11 protein-coding genes and 1 pseudogene are annotated in these 16,548 nt (G+C 61.9%); 6 read left to right on the top strand and 6 right to left on the bottom strand.

Features of this window, described 5'->3' with window-relative positions; translation table 11 throughout:
• Positions 1–13 precede the first annotated feature (13 nt).
• The 3 genes from zipA to CKW29_RS05915 all read right to left on the bottom strand — a co-directional run bounded on the left by zipA (position 14) and on the right by CKW29_RS05915 (position 5,275).
• Positions 14–868, bottom strand: coding sequence for a cell division protein ZipA (zipA, locus tag CKW29_RS05925; protein ID WP_095143091.1), 855 nt, complete (start codon positions 866–868; stop codon positions 14–16).
• Positions 869–1,124: 256 nt separating this feature from the next.
• Positions 1,125–4,613, bottom strand: a complete 3,489-nt coding sequence (smc, locus tag CKW29_RS05920; RefSeq protein WP_095148077.1) for a chromosome segregation protein SMC — start codon at positions 4,611–4,613, stop codon at positions 1,125–1,127.
• Positions 4,614–4,615: 2 nt separating this feature from the next.
• Positions 4,616–5,275: a GntR family transcriptional regulator gene (locus CKW29_RS05915; protein ID WP_095082707.1), complete on the bottom strand. Its 660-nt coding sequence runs from the start codon at positions 5,273–5,275 to the stop codon at positions 4,616–4,618.
• Between the two features lie 266 nt (positions 5,276–5,541).
• Here CKW29_RS05915 and xdhA point away from each other — a divergent pair, with 266 nt between their 5' ends.
• From xdhA to guaD, 4 genes are all read left to right on the top strand, one after another.
• Positions 5,542–6,996: a xanthine dehydrogenase small subunit gene (gene xdhA / locus CKW29_RS05910; RefSeq protein WP_095148076.1), complete on the top strand. Its 1,455-nt coding sequence runs from the start codon at positions 5,542–5,544 to the stop codon at positions 6,994–6,996.
• Complete coding sequence (gene xdhB, locus CKW29_RS05905; RefSeq protein WP_095148075.1) at positions 6,989–9,388, top strand: xanthine dehydrogenase molybdopterin binding subunit; 2,400 nt, start codon at positions 6,989–6,991, stop codon at positions 9,386–9,388. The genes xdhA and xdhB overlap by 8 nt, the downstream gene beginning before the upstream one ends.
• A 69-nt stretch (positions 9,389–9,457) precedes the next feature.
• Positions 9,458–10,300, top strand: coding sequence for a xanthine dehydrogenase accessory protein XdhC (gene xdhC / locus CKW29_RS05900; protein WP_095148074.1), 843 nt, complete (start codon positions 9,458–9,460; stop codon positions 10,298–10,300).
• 23 nt (positions 10,301–10,323) lie between these two features.
• Positions 10,324–11,628, top strand: coding sequence for a guanine deaminase (gene guaD, locus CKW29_RS05895; RefSeq protein ID WP_095148073.1), 1,305 nt, complete (start codon positions 10,324–10,326; stop codon positions 11,626–11,628).
• A 131-nt stretch (positions 11,629–11,759) separates the two neighbouring features.
• On the opposite strand, the gene CKW29_RS05890 is transcribed toward guaD, so the two are convergent.
• A complete protein-coding gene (locus tag CKW29_RS05890; protein ID WP_095143086.1) occupies positions 11,760–12,524 on the bottom strand; it encodes a GntR family transcriptional regulator in 765 nt (254 codons plus the stop codon).
• A 235-nt stretch (positions 12,525–12,759) separates the two neighbouring features.
• On the opposite strand from CKW29_RS05890, the gene CKW29_RS05885 reads away from it, so the two are divergent.
• Positions 12,760–13,950 (top strand): benzoate/H(+) symporter BenE family transporter, encoded by a 1,191-nt coding sequence (locus CKW29_RS05885; protein ID WP_095143085.1) that lies wholly within the window; start codon positions 12,760–12,762, stop codon positions 13,948–13,950.
• Between the two features lie 44 nt (positions 13,951–13,994).
• Here the strand turns inward: CKW29_RS05885 and CKW29_RS05880 are convergent, their stop codons facing one another.
• On the bottom strand, positions 13,995–14,339 hold the full coding sequence (locus tag CKW29_RS05880) for a YggL family protein (protein ID WP_095143084.1): 345 nt from the start codon (positions 14,337–14,339) through the stop codon (positions 13,995–13,997).
• Positions 14,340–14,571: 232 nt separating this feature from the next.
• On the opposite strand from CKW29_RS05880, the gene dacB reads away from it, so the two are divergent.
• The gene (gene dacB, locus CKW29_RS05875) at positions 14,572–16,032 is read left to right on the top strand and encodes a D-alanyl-D-alanine carboxypeptidase/D-alanyl-D-alanine-endopeptidase (protein ID WP_095143083.1); all 1,461 of its coding nucleotides are present in this window, start codon (positions 14,572–14,574) and stop codon (positions 16,030–16,032) included.
• A 64-nt stretch (positions 16,033–16,096) separates the two neighbouring features.
• Here the strand turns inward: dacB and CKW29_RS05870 are convergent.
• Positions 16,097–16,288: pseudogene (locus tag CKW29_RS05870) on the bottom strand (hypothetical protein); the annotation flags it as partial.
• Positions 16,289–16,548 lie beyond the last annotated feature (260 nt).

The raw sequence follows: 16,548 nt of genomic DNA, 5'->3' as shown, positions 1-16,548 counted from the left end.
AGCAACCTTTGCGTCAGCGCTTCTGGGTCAGGGCGCGGCGCTCGAACTCAACGATACGTTGACGGTAGTGCTCGATGGTCTGCGCGGTCAGTACGCTGCGCTGATCATCCTTGAGCTCGCCATTGAGCTCCTGGGACAACTTGCGAGCGGCAGCCACCATCACGTCGAAAGCCTGTTTCGGGTGACGCGGACCCGGCAAGCCGAGGAAAAAACTCACGGCCGGGGTACTGAAGTGGTCGATGTCGTCCAGGTCGAAAACGCCTGGCTTGACCGCGTTGGCCATGGAGAACAGCACCTCGCCATTACCCGCCATGCTTTCGTGGCGGTGGAAGATGTCCATCTCGCCGAAACGCAAGCCGCTTTCCAGAATGTTCTGCAGCAGGGCCGGGCCCTTGAAGCCACCGGTATCACGGCAGATCACGCTGATGACCAGCACTTCTTCGGCCTGTTGCGTGTCCTTGTCGGCCGCGGCGCTCGATGCCTTGGTGTCAGCCGGGAAGTCGTCATCACGACTGCTGAAGCTCGGGCCGCCGTCCAGGTCCAGGTTGAGGTTCAAGTCACCCTGGCTCGGCTCGCTGTGGTTACGCTTGCCACGCTTGGAACCCGACTCGCGCGGCTCACGGGCAGGCATGCTCACCGACGGCAGGTCGTGCTCGTCCAGTTGCGGCTCCTTATGGTTGTCCAGTACGCGCGGCGGGCCCAGCAGTTCGGCACCGCTGTCCTCGTCCGGCAGGTTGGACAGGCTGCGGTCCAGGCGAAACTTGAGTTTGCCCTTGCCGCCGCGCATGCGCCGCCAGCCATCAAAAAGAATACCGGCAATGACAATGATGCCGATGACGATCAGCCACTCGCGCAGACCGATTTCCATGTAATCCCGTGCCTCTATAAAAAATGCTGAAAAATAAGGGGTTTACAACTCGCAAACCGCTTTAAAACGTGGCGCCAACTCTATGTTCTGACAGGCGTTTTGCCCACGTACACGAAAAATTGACATTAAACTAGCACGACCAAAGGTAACTTTACACCGTCTGTCACAATGGCTTCAGCGAATATGTCGATTGGCCAGCAATCCATCGGGAAAAAACCCCTTGTTTTCCACAAACATACCGCCCGCACACCATGACTCAAGCGTCCACCATCGCCATCGCCTCCTCGACATCAACGGCCACCAGACGTGAACAACCGGGCTCGTGCATCGTGACCCCCATCAATTGATCCGCCATTTCCATGGCAATCTTGTTGTGGGTGATATAGATGAACTGCACGGTTTGCGACATCTCTTTGACCAGCCTTGCGTAGCGTCCAACGTTAGCGTCATCCAGCGGGGCGTCAACCTCATCGAGCATGCAGAACGGTGCCGGATTGAGTTTGAAGATGGCAAATACCAGGGCCAATGCCGTCAGCGCTTTCTCGCCGCCAGACAACAAATGGATGGTGCTGTTCTTCTTCCCGGGCGGACGCGCCATGATCGTTACCCCTGTATCGAGTAGATCTTCGCCCGTCAGTTCCAAATAAGCGCTGCCGCCACCGAAAACTTTTGGAAAAAGCGCCTGTAAACCGCCATTGATCTGATCAAAGGTATCCTTGAAGCGGTTGCGGGTTTCCTTGTCGATCTTGCGAATGACGTTTTCCAGGGTGTCGAGCGCCTCCACCAGGTCGGCGTCCTGGGCATCCAGGTAGCGCTTGCGCTCCGATTGCTGCTGGTACTCGTCAATGGCCGCGAGGTTGATCGCGCCGAGCCGCTGGATTCGCGCGGCAATGCTTTCCAGTTCGGCTTCGGCGGCTTGTTCACTGGCCTCAGCCACCAGGGTGGCGAGTACGCCGTGCAGGTCGTAGCCATCCTCGAGCAATTGATCCTGCAAGGTTTTGCGGCGCACGGTCAGGGCTTGCCATTCCATGCGCTGATGCTCGAGCTGGCCACGGATCAATTGCGCTTGCTGCTCGGCCTGGTTGCGGCGCTTCTCGGCCTCACGCAATTCGCGGTCGGCATCTTCCAGTGCGACTTGCGCCGTTCTCAATTCATCGTCGACGCTCATGCGCTTGTCCAGCAACTCTTCAAGCTTGAGTCGCAACTCTTCCAGCGGCGCCTCGCCCTCCTCCAGGTTGAGGCTCAACTGTTCGCGCTTTTCCGTCAGGCGTTCGGACTGCAACTCCAGCCGCTCCAGCGCCTGACGGGTCGAGTCGTGCTGCGCCTTGAGCGACCCCAGGCGCACCGCCAACTGGTGGGCATGGTCTTTGTGCTGGCGGGCTTCCTGGCGCACCCGGTCCAGGCGCTCGCGCAGGCTGTCGCGCTGGGCCAGGAGCAATTCACGCTGCTCGGTGTCCAAGGCCATGCTGTCGAGGGCGTCCTGCAACTGCAGGCGCGACTCGCCCACCTGTTCATGCTCCAGCGCGCGCTGTTCCGCCAGCTCCCCCAACTCTTCATCGAGACGGGTGCGACGCAACGTCAGCTGTTCGGCCTTGGCTCTGCCGGCCGACAACTGCGCCTTGAGTTCGCCCTGCTGGCGGGCTTCGTCCTGCAGCAATCGACGCAGGTGTTCGCGACCGTTTTCTTGCTGGCGTTGCTGGGCACGCAGGTTTTGCAAAGTGCTTTCCAGGGTCTCGACCGTCGCTTCACGCTCTTCGCGCTCAAGGCCCAGGCGCTGGATTTCCTGACCGCGGGCCAGCAGGCCGCTCTCGGCCTCACTGGCACGACGCACTCGCAGAAAGTGCCGGCCCACCCAATAACCATCGCGACTGATCAGGCTTTCACCCGTCGCCAACTGCGCACGCAGTGCCAAGGCCTGCTCAAGGCTGTCCACCGGCTTGACCTGGCCCAGCCAGGGCGATAGATCGATCTGCGCCTCGACCTTGTCCAGCAGGCTGCCGGGGATGCGTACACCGTCAGCGGCCGGGCTGAGCAAGCGCAGGTCACCCTGGGCGAACCCGGACAGGTCGAACCCGGCAAAATCATCCACCAACACCGCTTGCAGGTCGGCACCGAGCACGGTTTCCACCGCCAGCTCCCAACCGGCGTCAACCTTCAAGCCTTCGGCCAGGCGCGGGCGCTCGGCCAGTTGCTGTTCGCGCAGCCACTGGGCAGTACCGGTGCCCGGATCCAGCGCCGCCTGCTGCAAGGCCTCCAGCGAAGCCAGCCGGCCGTTGAGGCGCTGCAAGTCACCCTGGGCCTGCTGCTGGTTGTGCAGGGCCTGTTGCAGCTCCTGGCGCAACTGTTCAAGCCGCTCGACTTGCGCTTCTTCACTGGCCTGCAGGTCTTCGAGGGTCGCTTCGCTGGCGGCGAGCTGCTCGCTGAGTTCGAGCATCGCCGCATCTTCAGGATCCGCCGACAGCAGATCACGCTCTTCAACCAGGCGCCGTTGACGATCGGCCAGACGCTCCATGCTGGTTTCCAGCTGCTGGATGCGCGACTGCTGGACTTCGGCCTGACGCCGCGGCTCGGCCGAGCGCAGGTTGAAACTGTCCCACTGCTCCTGCCAGCCGTGCATGGTGGTTTCGGACTCTTCCAGGGCGGCCGCGGCTTCTTCGGCAGCCGCACTGGTGATTTCCTGCTCGGGAGTCAGCATGTCCAGCTCTTCGCCCAGGGTCGCGAGCAACGTCCGGTCGTGCCCCAGGTGCGATTCGGTTTCCTGGCGCGAGCGCTCGGCCTCCTTGAGGTCGTCCTGCAACTGGCGCAAACGCTGCTGGCCGTGCTGGATGCTCTGCTCGACCCGAGCAATGTCGCCACCGACCGAATAGAAGCGCCCCTGCACCAGGTTGAAGCGCTCGGAGAGCTCGTGATGACCGTCGCGCAAGCGTTCGATGCTCGCATCGGCATTGCGCTGTTCGGCGACCAGGGCTTCGAAACTGACCTCCTGGTTGCCGATGATCGCCTCGCGCTGGCCAACCTGTTCATTCAATGCCTGCCAGCGCAAGGCCGACAGCTGGGCCTTGAGCTGACGCTCCTCGGCCTTGTATTGCTGATACTTCTCGGCCGCCTGGGCCTGACGGTGCAGCCGTTCGAGCTGACGCTCCAGCTCTTCGCGCAAGTCAGTCAGACGCGCCAGGTTTTCGTGGGTGCGGCGGATGCGGTTTTCAGTCTCGCGCCGACGTTCCTTGTACTTGGAGATCCCCGCCGCTTCCTCGATGAAGTTGCGCAGGTCTTCGGGCTTGGCCTCGATCAGCTTGGAGATCATCCCCTGCTCGATGATCGAGTAGCTGCGCGGCCCAAGGCCGGTCCCCAGGAAGATATCGGTAATGTCCCGGCGACGGCACTTGGTGCCGTTGAGGAAATAGGTGTTCTGGCTGTCGCGGGTGACTTTGCGGCGAATGGAAATTTCCGCGTAGGCCGCGTACTCGCCGATCAGCGTGCCGTCGGAGTTGTCGAACACCAGTTCGATACTCGCCTGGCTCACCGGCTTGCGGCTGGTGGAGCCGTTGAAGATGACGTCGGTCATCGACTCGCCGCGCAGGTTCTTGGCCGAGCTCTCGCCCATCACCCAGCGTACGGCGTCGATGATGTTCGACTTGCCGCAACCATTGGGCCCGACCACCGCCGCCATGTTACTGGGGAAGTTGACTGTGGTCGGGTCGACGAAGGATTTGAACCCCGCCAGTTTGATGCACTTGAGCCGCACGTTCAGGCAACCGGCAAGGCAGACAGCACCAGGTCGCAACTGCGCTGGGCATAGGCCGAGAGCACGATGCGAATCTGCGGCAGGTCACGGGCCAGCACGGCCGCCAGCAAGCGCTCGAACAGTTCGAGGAACTCACTCATCTCGGCCTTGCGCTGTTCCAGGGCAAGAAAGTACGCGCGGCTCATGGCCGGCTGCAGGTTCTCGACGGTTTCCTGCAGGTACGGGTTGTTGGCGAACGGGTACGCCGCCCGCATCACATTGAAGCTGTCATCGACGAAGGTACGGATGTCCTGACGCTCAAAGCTGGCATTGAGCCGCTGCTGGATCTGCACGAACGGCAGCATGTCGGCCTGGACTTGCCAGCCGTTGGCCACCGCGTTGCCCAGCAGGATATACAGCTCGCTCATCAGCGTGCACAGGCTCTGTACCTTGTGCGCGGTGAGCTCGGTGACATGGGCGCCGCGTCGCGGAAGGATCGCGATCAGGTGGCGGCGCTCCAGGATCAGCAAGGCTTCACGGACCGAACCGCGGCTGACATTCAGCGCCAGCGTGACCTTCTGTTCCTGGATGCGCTCCCCCGGCTTCATTTCGCCGCGAATGATGCGTTCGGCGAGGTGGTGAGCGATTTGCTCGGCGAGGCTGTCCGGCGCCTTGAACGTCATGGTTTTCCTTGAAAATCTTCAATCTGCACAAGCGGCGCAGTGTAGCGCACTTGATAGGGGATGGCGCAGGGCCTGACCCAGGGAAATTGGCACGATTCAAGCAAAAAGCGCGGTATCCCGAGAGGGTCAATAATGAAAGAAACAGCTGTTGATCGGCAAATTTCAATTTCCTGACCTTGAAGTCAGAAAATCATTGACCGAAAAGTCAGACCTGCTAAATTCAGGTCACGTCGATCAACAACAATAATGAGTCTGCGAGGCCTTCCGTGATCCAGTTTTTATTAAACCAGGAACTCCGTAGCGAGCACGCCCTGGACCCGAACCTGACCGTGCTGAACTATCTGCGCGACCACTTGGGCAAGCCCGGCACCAAAGAAGGTTGCGCCAGTGGCGATTGTGGCGCGTGTACGGTGGTGGTCGGTGAATTGCACACCGATGACAGCGGCCGCGAACATATTCGCTATCGCAGCCTCAACTCATGCCTGACCTTTGTGTCGTCCCTGCACGGCAAACAGTTGATCAGCGTCGAAGACCTCAAGCACCAGGGCCAACTGCACAGCGTGCAACAAGCCATGGTCGAATGCCACGGCTCCCAGTGCGGCTTCTGCACGCCGGGCTTTGTCATGTCGCTGTTCGCCCTGCAGAAAAACAGCGAGCAACCCGACGCCCACAAGGCCCACGAAGCCCTCGCCGGCAACCTGTGCCGCTGCACCGGCTACCGGCCGATCCTGCAAGCCGCCGCGCAAAGTTGCTGTGGCAAGCAGCCTGACCAGTTCGATGCCCGCGAAGCCGAGACCATTGCTCGCCTGAAGGCCATCGCCCCCAGCGATACAGGTGAACTCAACAGTGGCGACAAACGCTGCCTGGTGCCGCTGACCGTGGCCGACCTGGCCGATCTCTACGACGCCTATCCGCAAGCGCGCCTGCTGGCGGGCGGCACCGACCTGGCGCTGGAAGTGACCCAGTTCCACCGCACGCTGCCGGTGATGATCTACGTCGGCAACGTCGCCGAAATGAAGCGCATCGAACGCTTTGACGACCGCCTGGAAATCGGCGCCGCCACCGCCCTCTCCGATTGCTACGACGCACTGAAGGCCGAGTACCCGGACTTCGGTGAACTGCTGCAACGCTTTGCCTCCCTGCAGATCCGCAACCAGGGCACCCTGGGCGGCAATATCGGCAACGCCTCGCCCATCGGTGACTCGCCACCACTGCTGATCGCGCTGGGTGCGCAGATCGTGCTGTGCAAAGGCAACACCCGCCGCACCCTGGCCCTGGAAGACTATTTCATCGACTACCGGGTAACTGCGCGCCAGGAAAGCGAGTTCATCGAAAAGATCATCGTGCCCCGTGCCTGCGCCGAACAACTGTTCCGTGCCTACAAGGTGTCCAAGCGCCTGGACGATGACATCTCCGCCGTCTGTGCAGCGTTCAACCTGCGCATTGAAAACGGCGTGATTGCTGACGCCCGCGTCGCCTTCGGCGGCATGGCCGCGACCCCGAAACGGGCAAAGCACTGTGAAGCCGCACTGCTGGGCGCAACCTGGAACAAGGCCACCGTCGAAAGCGCCTGCGCCGCCCTGGCCGAAGACTTCACCCCGCTGTCGGACTTCCGTGCGAGCAAGGAATACCGCCTGCTCAGTGCACAGAACCTGCTGCGCAAATACTTCATCGAACTGCAAACACCGTACATCGAGACTCGGGTGACCGCTTATGTCTAACCATCACAACGTTGAAAAGACCCAAGCCGAACTGGCCGAGCTGTTTGCCAGGGACCTGACCACCGGCGTCGGGCGCAGCGTCAAGCACGACAGCGCCGCCAAACACGTGTCCGGTGAAGCGCAGTACATTGATGACCGGCTGGAGTTCCCGAATCAGTTGCACGTTTATGCGCGACTGTCGGACCGTGCCCACGCGAAAATCATCAGCATCGACACCCAACCCTGCTACGCCTTCGAAGGCGTGCGCATCGCCATTACCCACAAAGACATACCGGGCCTGAAAGACATCGGCCCACTGCTGCCGGGCGACCCGCTGCTGGCCATCGATGACGTGCAGTTCGTCGGCCAACCGGTGCTCGCCGTCGCCGCGAAGGACCTGGAAACCGCGCGCCAGGCCGCCATGGCGGCGGTCATCGAATATGAAGACCTGGAGCCGGTGCTCGACGTCGTCGAAGCCCTGCGCAAACGCCACTTCGTCCTCGACAGCCACACTCACCAGCGCGGCGATTCAGCCAATGCACTGGCAACCGCCGAACACCGTATCCAGGGCACGCTGCACATTGGCGGCCAGGAACACTTCTACCTGGAGACCCAGATCTCTTCCGTCATGCCGACGGAAGACGGCGGGATGATTGTCTACTGCTCGACCCAGAACCCCACCGAAGTGCAGAAACTGGTCGCCGAAGTGCTGGACGTGTCGATGAACAAGATCGTCGTCGACATGCGCCGCATGGGCGGCGGTTTCGGCGGCAAGGAAACCCAGGCCGCCAGCCCGGCCTGCCTGTGCGCGGTGATCGCGCACCTGACCGGACAGCCGACCAAGATGCGCCTGCCCCGGGTCGAAGACATGCTGATGACCGGCAAGCGCCACCCGTTCTATGTCGAGTACGACGTCGGCTTCGACAGCACCGGCCGCCTGCACGGCATTGCCCTGGACCTGGCGGGCAACTGCGGCTGCTCGCCGGACCTGTCGGCGTCCATCGTTGACCGGGCCATGTTCCACTCGGACAACTCGTACTACCTGGGCGACGCGACCATCAACGGTCACCGCTGCAAGACCAACACCGCCTCGAATACCGCCTACCGTGGTTTTGGTGGCCCGCAAGGCATGGTCGCCATCGAAGAAGTGATGGACGCCATCGCCCGCCATCTGGGCCTCGACCCGCTGGCCGTGCGCAAGGTCAACTACTACGGCAAGACCGAGCGCAACGTCACCCACTACTACCAGACCGTCGAGCACAACATGCTCGAGGAAATGACCGCCGAGCTGGAAGAAAGCAGCCAGTACGCCGAACGCCGCGAAGCGATCCGGCGCTACAACGCCAACAGCCCGATCCTGAAAAAAGGCCTGGCGCTGACCCCAGTGAAGTTCGGGATTTCCTTCACGGCCAGCTTCCTCAACCAGGCCGGCGCCCTGGTGCATGTCTATACCGACGGCAGCATCCACCTCAACCACGGCGGCACGGAAATGGGCCAGGGCCTGAACACCAAGGTCGCCCAGGTGGTGGCCGAAGTGTTCCAGGTGGAAATGGACCGGGTGCAGATCACGGCCACCAACACCGACAAAGTGCCGAACACCTCGCCGACGGCCGCGTCCAGTGGGGCCGACCTCAACGGCAAGGCCGCGCAAAACGCCGCCGAGATCATCAAGCAGCGCCTGGTGGAGTTTGCCGCGCGCAAGTTCGGGGTCAGCGAAGCAGACGTGGAGTTCCACAACGGCCACGTGCGGATTCGCGACCAGATCCTGACCTTCGAAGCCTTGATCCAGCAGGCGTACTTTGCCCAGGTGTCGCTGTCGAGCACCGGGTTCTACAAGACCCCGAAAATCTACTACGACCGCAGCCAGGCCCGTGGTCGTCCGTTCTACTACTTCGCCTTTGGTGCGGCCTGTGCCGAGGTGATCGTCGACACCCTGACCGGCGAGTACAAGATGCTGCGCACCGACATCCTCCACGACGTCGGCGCCTCGCTGAACCCGGCCATCGACATCGGCCAGGTCGAAGGCGGCTATATCCAGGGCATGGGCTGGCTGACCATGGAAGAGCTGGTATGGAACGCCAAGGGCAAGCTGATGACCAACGGCCCGGCCAGCTACAAGATCCCGGCGGTGGCCGACATGCCGCTGGACCTGCGGGTCAAGCTGGTGGAGAACCGCAAGAACCCGGAAGACACGGTGTTCCACTCCAAGGCCGTGGGCGAGCCTCCGTTCATGCTCGGCATCGCCGCCTGGTGCGCTATCAAGGACGCCGTGGCCAGCTTGGGCGACTACCGCCATCAACCGAAAATCGACGCGCCGGCGACGCCGGAGCGGGTGTTGTGGGGTTGTGAGCAGATGCGCCAGTTGACGGCGGTGAAAGCCGTGGAAGCCGAGACCGAGCTGGCTTCGCTCTAGACCGGGGCGCGCCCATCGCGGGTTTGCCCGCGATGGGCCCGAACAGACAACAGAGATGTTGAGGTGAACATGTACAACTGGATCGACGCCCTCGCCGACCTGCAAGCCCAGGGTGAACCCTGCGTGCTGGTGACCATCATCGAAGAGCTCGGCTCGACGCCGCGCAATGCTGGCTCGAAGATGGTCATCAGCGCCACGCAGTCCTATGACACCATCGGTGGCGGGCATCTGGAATACAAGGCGATGCACATCGCCCGGGAGATGCTGGCCAGTGGCAAGCAGGACACCCATCTGGAACGCTTCACGCTCGGCGCCAGCCTCGGCCAATGCTGCGGCGGCGTGACCGTGCTGCTGTTCGAGCCCATGGGCCAGGTACAGGCGCAGATTGCCGTGTTCGGTGCCGGCCACGTCGGCCGGGCGCTGGTGCCCTTGCTGGCCAGCCTGCCCTGCCGCGTGCGCTGGATCGACTCGCGCGAAGCCGAGTTCCCCGAGCAGATCCCCCATGGCGTGCGTAAAATCGTCAGCGAAGAACCGGTGGACGAAGTCGACGACCTGCCCGTCGGCAGCTACTGCATCGTCATGACCCACAATCACCAGCTCGACCTGGAGCTCACCGCCGCGGTCCTCAAGCGCAACGACTTCGCCTACTTCGGCCTGATCGGCTCGAAGACCAAGCGGGTCAAGTTCGAACACCGCCTGCGCGAGCGCGGTGTCGACAACAGCGTGCTGCAACGCATGCGTTGCCCGATGGGCATCGGCGAAGTCAAAGGCAAATTGCCTGTGGAAATCGCCATCTCCATCGCCGGGGAAATCATCGCCACCTATAACGCGAATTTCGGCCAGCACACTGCCCGCGCCGAACCTATTGCCAAACTGCTTCCCGCTTCACGCCGCAGCCACGCGTCGAACTGATAAGCCACGAACTGAGAATTCCCATGCCTTCGACTTGCAAAGCCTACCGCGCCGCCATCCTGCACAGTATCGCCGACCCCGCCGTGGTGGGCATCGAAGCCTCCTACGAGTACTTCGAAGATGGTTTGCTGGTGACCGAAAACGGCCAGATCAGTGCCATCGGCCACGCCACCGAACTGCTCGCCAGCCTGCCCGCCGACATCGAGATCACCCACTATCAGGATGCACTGATCACCCCGGGCTTCATCGACACCCATATCCACCTGCCGCAAACCGGCATGGTCGGCGCCTACGGCGAGCAACTGCTGGACTGGCTCAACACCTACACTTTCCCGTGTGAAAGCCAGTTCGCCGACAAGGCCCACGCCGAAGAAGTCGCCGACATCTTCATCAAGGAACTGCTGCGCAACGGCACCACCACCGCACTGGTGTTCGGCAGCGTGCACCCGCAGTCGGTGGATTCGTTCTTCGAAGTCGCCCGCAAACTGGACCTGCGGATGATCGCCGGCAAGGTGATGATGGACCGCAACGCGCCGGACTACCTGACCGACACCGCCGAATCCAGCTATGTCGACAGCAAGGCGCTGATCGAGCGCTGGCACGGCAAGGGTCGCTTGCACTACGCGGTCACCCCGCGCTTCGCCCCGACCAGCACCCCGGAACAACTGACCCTCGCCGGCCAGTTGCTCAACGAATACCCTGACCTGTACATGCAGACCCACATCAGCGAAAACCTGCAGGAAATCCAATGGGTCAAAGAGCTGTTCCCGGAGCGCAAGGGCTACCTGGACGTCTACGACCACTACAAGCTGCTGGGCAAGCGTTCGGTGTTCGCCCACGGCGTGCACCTGTGTGACGACGAATGCGCGCGCCTGGCCGAGACCGGCTCGGCCATCGCCTTCTGCCCGACCTCGAACTTCTTCCTGGGTAGCGGCCTGTTCAACCTGCCAATGGCCGAGAAGCACAACCTGAACGTCGGCCTGGGCACGGACGTGGGCGCCGGCACCAGCTTCTCGCTGCTGCACACCCTCAACGAAGCCTACAAAGTCATGCAACTGCAAGGCGCACGCTTGAGCCCGTTCAAGTCGCTGTACCTGGCCACCCTCGGTGGTGCGCGGGCGCTGCGCCTGGAGGACCGCATCGGCACCCTGCAACCGGGCACCGACGCCGACTTCCTAGTGCTGGACTACAACGCCACGCCACTGCTCAGCTACCGCCTGAAACAGGCCAATACCATCGCCGAAACCCTGTTTGTCCTGATGACCCTGGGGGATGACCGCACGGTGCTGCAGACCTATGCGGCGGGGAACCTGGTGCATCAGCGCTAAAGGTTTCGGTCATGAAAAAATCCCCCGTGCCGTGAGGCTCCGGGGGATTTTTTTGTCCTTGAGAGCGCCTTCTCAGGCAACTCAATCAAGCCACAGGGCATGTGTGCCCGCGAAGGACGCGCCGCGGTGTCTCAGATTTTCGCGCTGGAACGCCCTGGCTTCTTGGTCTGCAGCAAATGCGAGAACACCGCGTGCAAATCATCCGAGGCGCTTTCTTCGTCGAGGTTGAGCTTGCTGTCGATGTGATCCATGTGGTGCATCATCAGGTTCACCGCCAGCGTCGCATCGCGGGCCTCGATGGCATCGATCAACTGGGTGTGCTCGTCGTAGGAGCAGTGTGAACGGTTGCCGCTTTCGTACTGGGCGATGATCAGGGACGTCTGCGACACCAGGCTGCGCTGGAAGCTGATCAGCGGGGCGTTCTTCGCCGCTTCCGCGAGCTTGAGGTGGAACTCGCCCGAAAGACGGATGCCGGCGCCACGGTCGCCACGGGAGAAGCTGTCGCGCTCGTCGTTGACCATCTGCCGCAACTCGGCAATCTGCTCGGCGGTCGCGTGCTCGACCGCAAGCTCGGTGATCGCCCGCTCCACCAGGCGCCGCGCCATGAATACCTGGCGGGCCTCCTCGACGCTCGGGCTGGCAACCACGGCGCCACGGTTGGGACGCAGGAGTACCACGCCTTCGTGGGCAAGGCGTGACAACGCGCGGCGAATGATGGTGCGGCTGACCCCGAAAATCTCTCCCAGCGCCTCTTCGCTCAATTTAGTACCGGGCGCCAGGCGCTGTTCGAGGATGGCCTCGAAGATATGCGCATAGACGATATCGTCCTGGGTACCGCTGCGGCCGGCTTTGCCTGCTCGCGGTTGTTTCTTGAGGGGCTGCAACTGTTCGTTCATGGGCACTCGAATCGGGAGAACGGCGGCGAATAGACCGTGACTGTAATACGGCACAGTGGGTCGCTGACAAGTATCGCGTAAAAAACTGTGCATATTGTACACAACTGGAGGTGGCAACACACTGTATGGCCGTTTACGCCCCCGGCTGTATTGCAACGATCCGTCAGGTTTGAGTTTAGGCTTGAACCCACAAAACAGCCTGCCTGCTTCCGCGGATACAAGGAACACCACCGTCATGAACGACGCCACGCACACGCAACTTCGCCCACTGGCCGATACCTCGCCCTCAGCGATCGTCGCCGGGTTCATCGCCATGATGACCGGCTACACCAGCTCCCTGGTGCTGATGTTTCAAGCCGGGCAAGCCGCCGGCCTGAGCAGCGGGCAGATTTCTTCGTGGATCTGGGCGCTCTCGATTGGCATGGCGGTGTGCTCGATCGGCCTGTCCCTGCGTTATCGCACCCCCATCACCATTGCCTGGTCGACCCCCGGTGCGGCGTTGTTGATCACCAGCCTGGCGGGGGTCAGCTACGGTGAGGCGATTGGCGCCTACATCACCTGCGCCATCCTGGTGACGATCTGCGGCATGACCGGTAGCTTCGAACGGCTGGTGAAAAGGATCCCGGGGTCCCTGGCCGCCGCCTTGCTGGCCGGGATCCTGTTCAAGATCGGCAGCGAAATCTTCGTCGCCGCCCAGCATCGCACCGGCCTGGTGCTGGGGATGTTTATCACCTACCTGGTGGTCAAGCGCCTGTCCCCGCGTTATGCCGTGCTTGCCGCGCTGCTGATCGGCACCGCCTTGTCCGGCTTCATGGGGCTGCTGGACTTCAGCGGCTTTCACCTGGAAGTGGCAACGCCAGTCTGGACCACGCCGCACTTCTCGCTCGCCGCCACCATCAGCATCGGCATCCCCCTGTTCGTGGTGGCCATGACCTCGCAAAACATGCCCGGCATCGCGGTGCTGCGCGCCGACGGCTACAAGGTTGCGGCCTCGCCACTGATCACCACCACCGGCATCGCCTCGTTGCTGCTGGCACCGTTCGGCTCCCACGGGATCAACCTGGCGGCCATCAGTGCGGCCATCTGCACCGGCCCCCATGCCCATGAAGATCGCGACAAGCGCTACACCGCGGCGGTCTGGTGCGGGATTTTCTACGGCATTGCCGGCGTGTTCGGCGCAACACTGGCAGCCTTGTTTGCCGCCCTGCCCAAGGAGCTGGTGCTGTCGATTGCCGCCCTGGCGCTGTTTGGCTCGATCATCAATGGCCTGAGTATTGCCATGAGCGAAGTGAAGGAGCGCGAAGCGGCGCTGATCACTTTCATGGTCACAGCGTCGGGGATGACCCTGTTTTCTATCGGCTCGGCATTCTGGGGGATTGTCGCGGGGCTGGTGACGTTGATGATTCTGAATGGGCGCAAAGCGTGAGACATAAAAAAACGGCGACCTCAGGGTCGCCGTTTTTTTGAACATCAGGCTACCGGATTGATTGGCTTTTCCGGGTACCAAACGTCCAGCAACGGGCTGACTTCAGCGCTGGTCAGCTCGGTACGGCCCTTGAGCCAGGCTTCAACGGCAGCACGCTGTTCTGCGCTGACGGAGCCGCGCTTCTGCAGGCAAACCAGACCGAAGTCGTCGCCGCCCACATAACCCAGACCGTTGGCTTCCATGGCTTCTTTCAGGAACGCGTCGAGGAAAGCGTCAATGGCTTCATCAGCCAAATCTTCTTTGAAATCCAGGTTCAGCTCGAAACCCAGCTCTTGAAATTCATCGACGCACAGTTTTTTGCGCAGACGCTGGGAACGGTTAGTCGCCATTGGAACAATCCTCTTAAGTAATAACGGGCGGCACTTTAACATTTTAAGCCGCGCAATGCCCGACTCTCTGGAAGCCGGCCTCTACCGTCGGTAAAAAAAACGCGCATTAGGCACATCCTGTGCGGCACAAGGCGCTATACCTTGGGCATAATGCCGACACTTTCGTGACCATTGAGGGAATTTATCTTCATGCCCTCATTTTTTTCCCCTCGGCTGTAGGGTTTTATTTCAAATGATCAACTCTTTGCGTCCATTGCTTCTTGCCAGCCTGCTTGTGCCGCTGGCCTTCCCTGTTTCTGCCGCGCCGGTCAATACCGCGCTGACGCCCAATGTGCAAAAGGCGCTCAAAGCCAGCAAGCTGCCGGACAGCGCCCTGTCCCTGGTAATGATTCCGCTCAACGGCCCGGGCACTCCCACGGTCTTCAATGCCGACGTGTCGGTGAACCCGGCCTCGACCATGAAGCTGGTCACCACCTACGCCGCCCTGGAGATGCTCGGCCCGAACCACCAGTGGAAAACCGAGTTCTACACCGACGGCACCCTGAGCGGCGGGATCCTGCATGGCAACCTGTACCTCAAGGGTGGCGGCGATCCGAAGCTGAACATGGAAAAGCTCTGGCTGCTGATGCGCGACCTGCGAGCCAATGGCGTGCAACAAGTCACGGGCGACCTGGTGCTGGACCGCAGCTTCTTCATCCAGCCGCAATTGCCGCAATTCAATGACGACGGCAATGACGATAACAAGCCGTTCCTGGTCAAGCCGGACGCCCTGCTGGTCAACCTCAAGGCCCTGCGCTTCGTGGCCCGCAATGACTCGGGCCGGGTGCTGGTGTCGGTTGAACCGCCGATCGCCACCGTGCGCATCGATAACCAGGTCAAGGCCCTCAACTCCAAGCAATGCACCGGTGGCGTGCGCTATAACCCCGTGCCCCAGGCCGACGGCAGCGTGGCCGTGACCGTGGCCGGCCAGCTCGGCGAGGGCTGCAGCTCGCAGACCTACCTCTCGCTGCTCGACCATGCCACCTACACCGCCGGTGCCGTACGGGCGATCTGGCAGGAACTGGGCGGCAGCATCCAGGGCAAGGATCGCCTGGCGTCGGTGCCAAAAGACGCCAAGGTCCTGGCCCGGGCCTTCTCGCCGGACCTGGCGGAAATCATCCGCGACATCAACAAGTACAGTAACAACACCATGGCCCAGCAGTTGTTCCTGAGCCTGGGTGCGAAATACCGTACCGATGCCGATGGCGACGACGCCAGGGCCGCACAGCGCGTCGTGCGTCAGTGGCTGGCGAAAAAGGGCATTACCGCCTCGCACCTGGTGATGGAGAACGGCTCGGGCCTGTCGCGCGCTGAACGGGTGAGTGCCCGGGAGATGGCGAGCATGCTGCAGGCCGCCTGGAGAAGCCCGTACTCGGCCGAGTTCGTCAGCTCGATGCCGATTTCCGGCATGGACGGCACCATGCGCAAGCGCCTCAAGACCACCGCCATGCGCGGTGAGGCCCACGTCAAGACCGGCACCCTGAACACCGTTCGCGCCATTGCCGGCTTCAGCCGCGACAACAACGGTAACACCTGGGCCGTGGTGGCGATCCTCAACGACAAGGCACCGTTTGGCGCCTCGTCAGTACTCGATCAAGTGCTGCTGGACCTGTACCGCCAACCGAAACTGGCGGCGACCGCTTCGGTGCTGTAAGCCTTACCGACAGTCTGCGCACCCACGCGGCCAGGGACCTTTGTTCCCTGGCCGCAGCGGCGTGCTACACCAACGCTTCCTCGACCCGATCCCTTCCCGCCTGCTTGGCGGCATACACCCCCGAGTCTGCGCGCAACAGCAAGGCGTCCGCCCCTTCGCCGCGGCGCCAGCTGGCGATGCCGAAACTGGCCATCACCGTGCCCAATCCATCGACCGGCAGATGACGCAGGCTTTGCCACAACTCGACCGCCAACAGCACGCGATACTCTTCGCGCCAATGGCTGAGCTGTTTCGACGAGGAACGGATTGAAAACGCTGCGCCACCTGCTAGTGGTGCGCAGTCAGTGTCGTCCGGCTAGCAGAACCAGCAGTGCCACGAGCCAGGCCGATACGTCTTCACTGATCAAGCCCAGGATTTTTGGGCGTGCGGTGTACAGCGACATAAGCAAAAACCCTGAACGCCAGCGAGCGTAGGCGTCACCTTGGCTTTGCAGACGTTACAGCTATTTACCATGT

Origin of the sequence: Pseudomonas sp. Irchel s3a18, assembly GCF_900187535.1 — a bacterium.
Taxonomy (GTDB): Bacteria; Pseudomonadota; Gammaproteobacteria; order Pseudomonadales; family Pseudomonadaceae; genus Aquipseudomonas.
This window is presented reverse-complemented; position numbering and strand designations above follow the sequence as displayed.